Genomic DNA, 12413 nt, shown 5'->3' with positions numbered 1-12413 from the left:
TCTACAGATACCTGTGTCTTTCCATCTGGTCGGAGGTACTTTAAAGTACCGTCTTTGCGGACATTTGCAAGCTGTAGAGCAAGTCTATGAGCAAGAGAAATAGGATAAGGCATGAGCTCTTCTGTTTCGTTTGTAGCGTAACCGAACATCATACCCTGGTCACCGGCGCCTGTATCCAGGTCGTCTGTAAGTGAGCCTTCCTTTGCCTCAAGAGCCTTGTCAACACCCATTGCAATGTCTGCGGATTGTTGATCAAGAGCGACCATAACAGCGCAAGAGTTTCCATCAATGCCTTTCTTTCCATCGTCATAACCGATTTCAAGAAGAGTCTTGCGAACAATAGCTGGAACATCGAGGGTAGCCTTTGTAGTGATCTCACCTGTAACAAGTACGAAACCTGTACATGAACAAGACTCACAAGCTACTCTACTCATAGGATCTTCAGCTAAGCAAGCATCGAGGATGGCATCAGATATGGCATCACATACCTTATCTGGATGGCCTTCTGTTACTGACTCTGAAGTAAAAAGTAACTTTTCCATTTTCGACTCTCTTTCTATATAAAATTAAAAATGAAATACACCTAAGCGCATACTTAGGTACGCTAAGTATACTCCCAATTTTACATATAAACAATAGCTAGATGCCTTGTTTTGTCTTTATTCACGGACAATTCACAATCACCAAAATTTGTAACTACTGTGAACTATATTGTCTTTAGATTTTTCAATTATTATAATTAAATTGTATATACAATAGGTGAGGTCTAAAGATGACAACATTAACAGTAGACAAACTTGAACCTAATATGATCGTTTCAGAACCAGTGGTCACCAAAAGAGGGCAGACCATTGTGAAGGCCGGGGAAAAACTTACGCCTCAGATGATTGCAAAGCTTACTTTCTATAAGATAGAGTCTGCCACTGTGGAAGATATCGAGGAAGAGGCGCCCGTAGAAGAAGTTCCTGAGCCAGTTCAGGAAGAAACCCCTGAACCTAAAAAAACAAAACCTGCACAAAAAGAAAAGAAAAAAGAAGTAGACCTTGCTCATCCTAAAGAGACTGTAAAACAATCTTATACACAGATTCCTTACACTCAAAGATTAAAGGCATCGCCTACTTTCCAAAAATTTCAATCGGATTATGCAATCAATTTAGCATTCCTTCAGAAGAATTTCGATGACATCTTAGCCGGAGCTACCTGTTCCACGGATGAAATGCTTAAAAACTGCGAATCACTTTTTAAATCAAAGACAACCATTGAGCTTTTAAATATGCTTGGTAATATGCGTAATTTGGAAGACCCTGTTTATTCCCACTCTTTAAATGTGGGCCTCATTTCCCGCGTTATTGGAAAATGGTTGAAGCTGCCACTGGAAGACGTTAATTTACTGACGCTTGCAGGACTGCTTCATGACATAGGCAAAACCCAAATTCCTAAAGAAATACTTAATAAGCCAGATAAACTTACCGACGAAGAATTTGCCACCATGAAAACCCATACCACCCTTGGTAAAAAGGTTCTTAATGGCAAGGGCTTTGATCCTAGAATTTTATATGCCGCTCTCCAACATCATGAAAGATGTGACGGCAGCGGATATCCAAGAGGTCTGGAAGAAGATGAAATAGATGATTTTGCCTGCATCGTGGCCATCGCTGATGTGTATGATGCCATGACTTCAGCAAGAGCGCACCGTGACCCACTATGCTCCTTCCAAGTAATTAGTGAATTCGAAAGGGAAGGCTTACACAAATTTAAAACTAAATATATTCTTACCTTCCTGGAACATATTGCAAACACCTATAATAACAGTCGCGTCATGCTGAATGACGCAAAAACAGGCCGTGTAGTCTACATTAATAAATCTAGCCTTTCACGACCTGTAGTGCAGCTTGATAGTGGCGAAATTATTAATCTCGCCGACAGCGCCTATAGCAATATTTTTATTAAATCAATTCTCTAAAGGCTTCCTCTATTCTATCCTTGAGACCTGAATAGCGCTTGGCCTGAGAAACATTATCTATCATAGAATAGAAAACCTCTGCGTCACCTACCATGGTGACGCATTTTTTTGCTCTGGTGATTGCTGTGTAAAGGATATTTCGATTCATAAGCATCCTTGGACCATCCATAATAGGCATAACCACGGCGGGGTACTCTGAGCCCTGTGACTTATGAATGGTAATAGCATAGGCAAGCTCAAGTTCATCTAGATTGGCAAATGGATAAACCACCTTTCTGCCCTCTTCAAACTCTACTGTCACTGTCTTTGCCCAGTCATTGATATCTTTAATTATTCCCACATCACCATTGAAAACTCCTACGCCTTTTTCCAAAGTGATGTTGTAATTTCCAGTCACTTCCCATTCAAGCTGATAGTTATTCTTAATCTGCATAACCTTATCGCCCTCACGGAAAAGACGGGTATCACCCTTCCACTCCTTCTTGTCAGGAGATTCCGGATTAAGGAAGCGCTGCAAAATAGTGTTCAGTCGCTCCACTCCAATAAGACCCTTTCTGGTAGGAGTAAGGACCTGAATCTCACTAATTCCAGCATCAACATATTTAGGCATCTTATCCCTTACAAGAGTAAGCATTACATTGATAATTGTATCCGCCTCATCCCTTTTTAAGAAAAAGAAATCCTTGGATTTATTATCCAAAACTACATGCTCGCCCTGATGAATCTTGTGGGCATTCATGACGATATCACTTTCCTGTGCCTGACGGAAAATCTTCTCAAGTGTAACCGAGCAGAATTGTCCTGAAGCCAAAATATCCTTTAGAACATTGCCCGGTCCGACACTAGGAAGCTGATGCTCATCGCCAACAAGAATAAGACGTGTTCCTGGTGATATCGCCTTAAGAAGGGAAAACATAAGAGATACATCTACCATAGACATCTCATCGATAATGATAACATCGCACTCCAAAGGATTGTCCTCATTGCGCTCAAATTTTGCGAAGCTTGTTACGTCATCGTCATCATCACCCACACGCCCAGAAACCTCCAGCATTCTGTGGATAGTACGAGCCTCGTAGCCTGTAGCTTCGCTCATTCGCTTCGCTGCACGTCCAGTTGGGGCCCCAAGGAAGATGTTGTACCCCTCTTCCTCGAATATATGAATCATGGTGGTGATGGTAGTGGTCTTTCCTGTACCAGGGCCACCAGTAAGAACGAAAAATCCTCTTTCAACTGCTGCAAGTACTGCTTCCTTCTGCAAATCATCCAGCTGGAATTCTCCTTCTTTTTCAATTCGACGGATGACCTTCTCTAAATCTTCCCTGTCCACCTTGTAGGTCACATTAAGATCCTTCAGCATTCCGGCAATGGATTCCTCCATACGATAGAATGCTCTGGAATATATTTGACGGTTACCCTCTGGATCTCGCTTGATAATCAGCTTTTTATCCATAGCCAGATTCATAATCTGCGCAGCTACGGACTCAGCATCTACCTTAAGCAAATCCACCGACATATCTACAAGAGTATCCTCTGGCAAATATGTGTGACCAAAGCTGGCCCCCTGGGTAAGGACATACATGATACCGCCCTTAATTCTAAACTCAGAGTCAACCTTGATTCCTACCTGGCTTGCTATCTCATCGGCAGTTTTGAAACCGATACCTGAAACCTCGTCTGCAAGCTTATATGGATTGCTCTGGATTATGTTGTAAATATCATTTCCAAAGCGGTTGTAAATCTTGATAGCCTTGTTACCATGTAATCCATATCTATCAAGGAAAATCATGGCATTTCTGATATCCTTGGCGCCTACAATCTGGTCTGAAATCTCCATAGCTTTGTTGATGGAAATTCCCTTTACCTCAGCTAAACGCTCCGGCTCTTCTTCAATAATTCGGAAGGTATCTCCACCAAACATCTTGATAATTCTGGCTGCAAGCTTCGGACCGATTCCCCTGATTGCACCAGAGCCAAGATATCTTTCCATAGAAGCAGCATCTGTAGGAGCCACCGCCTCATAACTTACAGCCTTGAACTGCTTTCCATAGGTAGGATGATCTACGTAATCTCCTCTCAGGAGAAGATTCTCTCCCTCACCTACTGTAGGAAATACTCCTGTACAAGTGATAAGGAACTCATCCACCACAAAATCCAGCACTGTGTAGCCATTGTCGGCATTTCTATATATTATGTTTTCTACGTAACCTGTTATTTCTTCCATGGGATATATCATAGCATAAAAATAGTGGGCTTCCCATAGCTGAGAAACCCACATTATATTTTTCTTTATGCCTGTACACCTGTAACGGTTGTTCCGTTCTGCTGAGCGATATTATCGGATACCGCCGCATTATCAAGTCCTGTCTGTTCTGCAGCCTGGCTTGAAGTTCCTGTGATACCGTAGTTTCTCATAATTTGCTCTACAAAATCGTCTGTTACAGAACCACCTATCTGGTCTACCAGCTGTGAAGCAATATGTGTTATAGCCTGATCGAGGTAGAGATCCTTGTACTGTGACATTGTAGTATCTTCATCCTCTTCCTCATTTACAAAGGATTTCTTTACCTGTTTGATGACCTGCTCCATCATGTAAGTCTCGAAATCCTTAACTGCGTTGGTGATTTCTTCCTTACTGGAATCCTTCGAAATACCATTGACAGATTTGGCAGTTGCCTCGGCATTTGCCTTTGTTTGATTCGCGTATTGTGTTTGTAAATACGTGCTCATTCCTGTTACATCCATTTTTTTGTCCCCTTTCGTGACAACAACTACTATCCCTTTTTAATTACTTTTATCTCTTAAGGTTATTAGCCTGCTCCAGCATTGTATCTGAAGTGGTGATAGCCTTTGAGTTCATTTCGTATGCACGCTGTGCAATGATAAGATTTACCATTTCATCAGCTACATTTACATTGGAGCCTTCCAAATAGCACTGTGCAATTTGGCTACGGGTAACTCCCGCAGTGTTCCATTCGCTGATAGGTTCTCCAGATGCATCACTTTCATCATAGAGATTCTCGCCTATTTTATTTAGTCCTACTCTGTTGGTAAATTGGTATAGCGCTATAGACTGTCCGGTTTGAATAATATTTCCTGCTGCATCCTTATATGATGTAGAACCATCATCAATATTTACTGCAAATCCAAGCTCACCTGCTGTTGCAGGAAGTGTAATCACCTGACCTGCCTGATCCAGTACTTGATATCCTTCAGCTGTGGTAAGTACCTTATTTCCACCAGGCCCTATCGCCCATGTGAAGTTACCATTTCTGGTATAGTGTCTTTCCTCACCATCCTGCACTGCGAAGAAGCCTTCACCGATGATACACATTGCAGTTTTACTATCATTGGCCATCTGAGCACCTTGCGTAAAGTTAGCATTCAAAGATGCCACTCTTGTACCCAAACCAACCTGTGCACTTGTAGGCTTTGATTCACCCTGTGCATTTGTACTTGTAGCTTCAAGTGTCTGATAAAGCAAAGTCTTGAACTGTGCTGACTGAGCCTTATAGGCTGTGGTATTAACGTTAGCTAAGTTGTTAGCTATTGTATCTACTTGAATCTGCTGACCCTTCATTCCAGAAGCGCCTGACCACAATGATCTTACCATCTAGCTACCTCCTATACATTGCCAACCTGATTACATGTCTTCTCTAACGTTGAATCCTCAGTCTGAATCATCTTCTGACCAGCCTCATAGGCTCTTGCGATTGTAATCATGCTTACCATTTCATCAATTACGTTTACATTTGAGGCTTCAAGCATTCCCTGTTGCACTGTTGCCTCTGCTTCAATTACGGTACCTCCATCGATTAAATCGTATAGATTCTCGCCGTATTTATTGATGTAATCGTAGTCTTCAATATCTACAATACCTATAGTGGTAACATCCTCTCCGTTCTGTCTGATGGTTCCATCTGGAGATATCTCGTATTTAAGATTCGGATCAATCTGCACGTAATTGTCCTCGCCACGCTGTGAATTTAATGCTCCATCCTGTGTTAGAACAAAATCACCATCCACAGTTCTCAGATAACCATCCACATCAACTACAAAAGCACCATCTCTCGTGTACTTGATGGAGGTTTCCCCTGCCTTGTTTGTGAACTCAATAGCGAAGAAGCCTTTGCCTGCCAGTGCTACGTCAGAATCCTTATCAGTAATCTGAAAAGCTCCCTGGTCCCAATTTGTATAAGTCTCACCAACCTTTGTTCCTAATGAAATATAACCGATTCCCTCAGGAGCATTGTGTAAATGAGAAGTATCCTTAATTTTGATTGCAAGTCTTTCATCAAAAGCTTGTGCAACCAAAGCTTCCTTCTTGTATCCAGTGGTAGCAGAGTTCGCAAGATTGTTGGTCATAACGTCCATTCTTCTCTGCTCGTTAACCATTCCGGTATAGCCTGTATAGAGTCCTTTTACCATGTAAGCCTCCTACATTTTTGCAAGCTTTACACTATTCTACATCTAGGTTATCGGATACTTTAAAATAAAAATAACCCCTTTTGTTATATTTTTTAACAAAAGGGGTTATCTAAATATTCTATGTTTTATGAATCTGCAAGAAGCTCTACATAACGGCCTGTACCGATAGCTACGCATGTCATAGCCTCGTCAGCTGTCATTGTGTTGATACCTGTGCGATCCTCGATAAGCTCCTCGAGACCACGAAGAAGTGCACCACCACCTGTAAGAACGATACCTCTGTCGGCAACGTCAGCTGCAAGCTCTGGTGGAGTTCTTTCGAGAACAGAGTGAATAGCCTCAACAATCTGCATTGTAGCTTCCTTAAGAGCTTCCTCTGTCTCCTCTGACGAAACTGTAATAGTCTTTGGAAGACCTGAAACAAGGTTTCTTCCTCTAACATCCATAGTCTCTGCCTCACCAAGTGGGAAGCAACGACCAATCTTAATCTTAATATCCTCGGCTGTACGCTCACCGATAAGAAGATTGTGCTTCTTTCTCATGTAACGAACGATAGCCTCATCGAAATCATCACCAGCAACCTTGATAGATGTGCTGACAACTGAGCTACCAAGTGAGATAACAGCGATATCTGCTGTACCACCACCGATATCTACAATCATGTTACCCATTGGAAGAGAAATATCGATACCAGCACCGATAGCTGCTGCGATAGGCTCCTCAATGATAGACACCTCACGTGCACCTGCTGCAAAAGCTGCATCCTCAACGGCACGCTTCTCTACTTCTGTAGCACCAGAAGGTACGCAAACTGCGATACGAGGCTTACGATAGCTCTTCTTGCCCATAGCCTTCTGTACGAAGTACTTAATCATCTTCTCAGTAACTGTGTAGTCAGAGATAACACCCTGACGAAGTGGACGAACTGCCACAATATTACCAGGAGTACGTCCGATCATAAGACGTGCCTCCTCACCAATTTCCTTAATCTTGTTAGTATCTCTATCAAAAGCCACTACTGAAGGCTCTTTTAAAACAACGCCTTTGCCCTTTGCATAAACAAGAACACTCGCTGTACCTAAATCAATACCGATATCTGAACCTGCCATTTTCTTATTCCTTTCTAATTTCTGTATATTGTATATTACTGTCCATTTGGACAGAATGACGCATTTTTACTTTTCTATTATATACGAAATCTTTAAGGATTCAAGTATTCTTTCAAATACTGTCCGGTATAGCTCTTTTTAACCTTCACAATCTCCTCAGGAGTGCCCTTGGCAATTACTGTACCGCCTCGGTCTCCTCCGTCAGGTCCCATGTCAATAATGTAATCTGCACATTTGATAACATCAAGGTTGTGCTCAATGACTACAACAGTGTTTCCTGAATCAGAAAGCTTTCTCATGATTTCCACAAGCTTGTTTACATCATCAAAATGTAAACCTGTAGTAGGCTCATCCAAGATATAGATTGTCTTTCCAGTAGCGCGACGTGAAAGCTCTGTAGCAAGCTTGATTCGCTGAGCCTCACCACCTGAAAGTGTGGTAGATGGCTGACCAAGCTTGATATATCCAAGCCCTACATCATAGAGGCATTGAATCTTGTTATAGATACTTGGTACATTTTTGAAGAACTCACAAGCCTCCTCAACTGTCATATTAAGCACATCATATATTGTCTTGCCCTTGTAATGTACCTCAAGAGTCTCGCGGTTATAACGCTTTCCACCGCATACCTCACAAGGAACATACACATCAGGAAGGAAGTGCATCTCTATTTTGATGATACCATCACCTGAGCAGGCCTCGCAGCGACCACCCTTTACATTGAAAGAGAATCGGCCCTTGCTGTAGCCACGCTCCTTTGCCTCAGTAGTACCAGCAAACAAGTCACGAATCAGATCAAATACACCAGTGTAAGTGGCAGGATTTGAACGAGGTGTACGTCCGATTGGTGACTGGTCGATGTCAATTACTTTATCAAGCGCTTCTGTGCCGATGATATCATCATGCTTTCCAGAAATCTTTCTTGCTCTGTTAAGGCGCTTAGCCAAATCCTTGTAAAGAATCTCGTTGATAAGTGAGCTCTTTCCAGAACCTGATACGCCTGTAACAACTGTCATTATTCCAAGTGGAATATCAACATCAATATTCTTAAGATTGTGCTCTCTGGCCCCCTTAATAGTTAGCCAACCCTTTGGCTCCCTGCGTTCTGATGGGACCGGGATGCAAAGCTTTCCACTGAGATACTGACCTGTGATGGAATTAGGGTTAGCCATTATTTCCTCAGGCGTACCAGCGGCAACCACTTCTCCACCATCCTTGCCTGCGCGAGGTCCGATATCCACAAGATAATCTGCAGCCTTCATGGTATCCGAATCATGTTCTACGACAATCAGCGTATTTCCAAGGTCTCTAAGCCCCTTTAGAGATGCTAATAACTTGTCATTATCCTTTTGGTGAAGACCAATGGATGGTTCATCCAAAATGTAGGCAACGCCAACAAGTCCTGAACCAATCTGGGTAGCAAGACGGATTCGCTGAGCCTCTCCACCTGAAAGAGATGCTGTAGCTCTTGCAAGGGTAAGATAATCCAAGCCTACATCCACCATGAATTTAAGTCTGTTTCTAATCTCTTTAAGTACAACAGCACCTATCTTTTTCTGCTGCTCTGTAAGCTGAAGATTCTCAATCAAATCATAAAGCTCATGGATAGGATACTGAGTCATTTCAAAAATATTTTTGTCGTCGATAGTAACAGCCAGTGATTCCTTCTTTAGACGCTGTCCATGACAGCAAGGGCACTCGCTGTAGAACATAAACTCCTCGTACTCTCTCTTGGCAGACTCCGAGAAGGTCTCCTTGTAACGACGATTAACATTTTCAATTAATCCCTCAAACACTGTAGGATAAACGCCTCGACCACGCTGTCCCTCATAGTGAACGTCAACGGACTTATCAAATCCATGGATGAACATGTGACGAATCTTCTCTGGTAACTCCTTGTAAGGTGTATCCAAAGAGAAATCGTACTCGCTTGCCAATGCCTCCAATAACGCATGGGCAAAGCTACCCTTCTTACTAGATGACTGCCAGCCCATTACCTGCACACAGCCACCGTTGAAAGAAAGACTTTTATCAGGAATCATAAGGTCCTCATCAAACTCCATCTTATAGCCAAGACCGAAGCACTCTGGGCAGGCACCAAATGGATTGTTGAAGGAGAAGCTTCGTGGCTCCACCTCATCGATACTGATTCCACAATCTGGACACGAGAACCCTTCAGAAAATCTGATAGGTTCTCCATCGATAACATCTACAATCATCAGACCCTCAGCCAGCTTAAGCACTGCCTCGATAGAATCTGTAAGTCTCTTCTCGATACCTTCCTTGATAACAAGACGGTCAACAACTATCTCAATGTTATGCTTAATATTCTTATCTAATAAGATTTCCTCAGATAAATCGTAGACATTTCCATCAACGTTTACACGAACATAACCAGACTTCTTCGCCTTCTCAAAAAGCTTTTCATGGGTACCCTTACGGCCTCTTACAACAGGTGCAAGAAGCTGTATCTTGGTGCGCTCTGGAAGTGCCATAATAACATCCACCATTTGGTCTACTGTCTGCTTGCTGATAGGCTTTCCACAATTTGGACAGTGTGGCACACCGCAGCGGGCATAGAGAAGGCGCATGTAGTCATAAATCTCAGTAACTGTTCCAACCGTAGAACGTGGATTGTGATTAGTGCTCTTCTGGTCAATAGAGATAGCAGGTGGCATTCCTTCCATGTGCTCTACATTTGGCTTTTCCATCTGGCCTAAGAACTGGCGGGCGTAGCTGGATAAGGATTCCATGTAGCGACGCTGTCCCTCGGCAAAGATTGTATCAAAGGCCAGGGATGATTTTCCTGAGCCGGAAAGGCCGGTGAGAACAACAAATTCATCACGTGGAATGTCTATGCTGATGTTTTTCAGGTTGTGCTCGTTGGCCCCTTTTATTTTGATGTATTTTCGTTCTTTCATTTTATAACTCCAATAACATATTCTTTAACTCTACCATCTTGTCACGGTACTCAGCCGCTGCTTCGAAGTTGAGCTCTGCGGCAGCCTTCTGCATCTTCTTCTGAATATCTACAATAAGCTTTTCAAGCTCCTGCTTATCCATCTCTTCTGGGTCCTTCTTAAACTGCATTTCCTTCTTTGCAATGTCCTTGGAAATGGAGATAAGCTCTCGGACAGATTTCTGAATGGTAGTAGGAGTGATTCCATTGGCCTCGTTGTAAGCCTTCTGAATCTCGCGGCGGCGTTCTGTCTCTGAGATAGCCTTCTCCATGGATTCTGTCATGGTGTCAGCATACATGATAACGTGACCCTCAGAGTTACGAGCAGCACGTCCAATAGTCTGGATAAGCGAGCGCTCACTACGAAGGAATCCCTCCTTATCCGCATCCAAAATAGCTACCAGTGTAATCTCTGGAATATCCAGACCTTCTCGAAGAAGATTGATTCCAACAAGTACATCAAATACATCCAGGCGCAGGTCACGGATGATTTCCGCACGCTCCATGGTGTCGATGTCGGAATGCATGTATTTAACCCTGACTCCAAGCTCTGCCAGATAATCTGTAAGATCTTCTGCCATGCGCTTGGTAAGGGTGGTAATCATAACCTTATTTTTCTTTGCTGTTTCCTTCTTAATTTCGTTGAACAGGTCGTCAATCTGACCTTCTACAGGACGAACCTCCACCTCTGGATCCAGCAAGCCTGTAGGACGGATAACCTGCTCTGTACGAAGCATCTCGTGCTCCTCTTCGTAGTCACCTGGTGTGGCACTTACGAACATAATCTGATCTATCTTTGATTCAAACTCACCAAAATTAAGTGGTCTGTTATCAAGTGCCGATGGAAGTCTGAAACCATACTCAACAAGTGTACGCTTTCGAGCCTGGTCGCCTGCAAACATACCACGCACCTGTGGCAGGGTGATGTGGCTCTCGTCCACGATGATAAGGAAATCATCACCGAAGTAATCAATAAGACACTTTGGCGGCTCTCCTGGCTGTTGATTAGTCATGTGACGGCTGTAGTTTTCGATACCGGAACAGAAGCCTGTCTCACGAAGCATCTCTATATCAAAATTAGTACGCTCACCAATTCGCTGAGCCTCTATTAATTTATCTTCTGACTTAAAATATTTAATTCTCTCATCCAGCTCCGCCTCGATGCTGGCGCAGGCTGAGTTAATCTTATCCTGCGGAATAACATAATGACTGGCTGGGAAGATAGCCACATGCTCCAGCTCACGTTTCACCTGACCTGTCATGATTTCTGTTTCGCATATACGGTCTATCTCGTCACCAAAGAACTCGATACGGATACCGTAATCGCTGGTGTTGGCTGGAATGACTTCCAATGTATCTCCACGGACACGGAATGTACCACGGGCAAAATCCATATCGTTTCTCATGTACTGAATATTAATCAGCTCGTGAATGACATCATCCCTGTCCTTAAAATCTCCTGGACGAAGGGACACCATCATGTTCTGAAAATCATCTGGCTCACCAATGCCATAGATACATGAAACAGAAGATACGATAATTACATCTCTTCTTTCAGACAGTGATGCTGTAGCAGAAAGACGAAGCTTATCTATCTCATCATTGATAGAGGAATCCTTTGCGATGTAGGTATCAGTACTAGGCACATAGGCCTCCGGCTGATAGTAATCGTAGTAGGATACAAAATATTCAACTGCATTCTCTGGGAAAAATTCCTTGAATTCGGAATAAAGCTGACCCGCAAGTGTCTTGTTGTGAGCAATAATAAGTGTGGGTTTATTCAGCTGCTCTATAACATTAGCCATGGTGAAGGTCTTTCCAGAACCAGTAACACCGAGAAGTGTCTGCATCTGATTTCCCTCTTTGAAACCACGGACTAAATCTTCTATAGCCTGAGGCTGATCGCCTGTAGGCTTAAACTGTGAATGTAATTTAAAATCCATATTTTCACCTA

Annotated in this window: 9 protein-coding genes; 1 reads left to right on the top strand and 8 read right to left on the bottom strand. The window is 42.9% G+C overall.

The genetic code is table 11. From position 1 onward, the window contains the following. The coding region (locus BMZ41_RS10480) for an S-adenosylmethionine synthetase N-terminal domain-containing protein (protein ID WP_143071327.1) at nucleotides 1–542 on the bottom strand (542 nt) is incomplete at its 3' end. A 230-nt stretch (nucleotides 543–772) separates the two neighbouring features. On the opposite strand from BMZ41_RS10480, the gene BMZ41_RS10475 reads away from it, so the two are divergent. Then, nucleotides 773–1963: an HD-GYP domain-containing protein gene (locus BMZ41_RS10475; RefSeq protein WP_090529433.1), complete on the top strand. Its 1191-nt coding sequence runs from the start codon at nucleotides 773–775 to the stop codon at nucleotides 1961–1963. On the opposite strand, the gene recD2 is transcribed toward BMZ41_RS10475, so the two are convergent. The 7 genes from recD2 to uvrB form a co-directional block, all read right to left on the bottom strand. Further along, nucleotides 1947–4187: an SF1B family DNA helicase RecD2 gene (gene recD2 / locus BMZ41_RS10470; RefSeq protein WP_242942049.1), complete on the bottom strand. Its 2241-nt coding sequence runs from the start codon at nucleotides 4185–4187 to the stop codon at nucleotides 1947–1949. The two genes, BMZ41_RS10475 and recD2, sit on opposite strands and share 17 nt — an antisense overlap. A gap of 65 nt (nucleotides 4188–4252) precedes the next feature. Continuing rightward, complete coding sequence (locus tag BMZ41_RS10465) at nucleotides 4253–4708, bottom strand: hypothetical protein (RefSeq protein WP_090529431.1); 456 nt, start codon at nucleotides 4706–4708, stop codon at nucleotides 4253–4255. Between the two features lie 49 nt (nucleotides 4709–4757). Then, nucleotides 4758–5576, bottom strand: coding sequence for a flagellar hook-basal body protein (locus BMZ41_RS10460; protein ID WP_090529428.1), 819 nt, complete (start codon nucleotides 5574–5576; stop codon nucleotides 4758–4760). An 11-nt stretch (nucleotides 5577–5587) separates the two neighbouring features. After that, the gene (locus BMZ41_RS10455) at nucleotides 5588–6391 is read right to left on the bottom strand and encodes a flagellar hook-basal body protein (RefSeq protein ID WP_090529426.1); all 804 of its coding nucleotides are present in this window, start codon (nucleotides 6389–6391) and stop codon (nucleotides 5588–5590) included. A gap of 125 nt (nucleotides 6392–6516) precedes the next feature. Continuing rightward, nucleotides 6517–7500: a rod shape-determining protein gene (locus BMZ41_RS10450; RefSeq protein ID WP_090167979.1), complete on the bottom strand. Its 984-nt coding sequence runs from the start codon at nucleotides 7498–7500 to the stop codon at nucleotides 6517–6519. 92 nt (nucleotides 7501–7592) lie between these two features. Then, on the bottom strand, nucleotides 7593–10421 hold the full coding sequence (gene uvrA, locus BMZ41_RS10445) for an excinuclease ABC subunit UvrA (protein ID WP_090529423.1): 2829 nt from the start codon (nucleotides 10419–10421) through the stop codon (nucleotides 7593–7595). A gap of 1 nt (nucleotide 10422) precedes the next feature. Further along, nucleotides 10423–12402 carry an excinuclease ABC subunit UvrB gene (gene uvrB / locus BMZ41_RS10440; RefSeq protein ID WP_090529420.1) on the bottom strand — a complete coding sequence of 660 codons (1980 nt, stop codon included), beginning with the start codon at nucleotides 12400–12402 and terminating at the stop codon, nucleotides 10423–10425. Between the last annotated feature and the right edge of the window lie 11 nt (nucleotides 12403–12413).

Origin of the sequence: Pseudobutyrivibrio sp. UC1225 (genome assembly GCF_900115215.1) — a bacterium.
Lineage (GTDB): Bacteria > Bacillota > Clostridia > Lachnospirales > Lachnospiraceae > Pseudobutyrivibrio.
The sequence above is the reverse complement of the archived record's forward strand: the minus strand, read 5'-3'. Positions and strand labels throughout refer to the sequence as shown.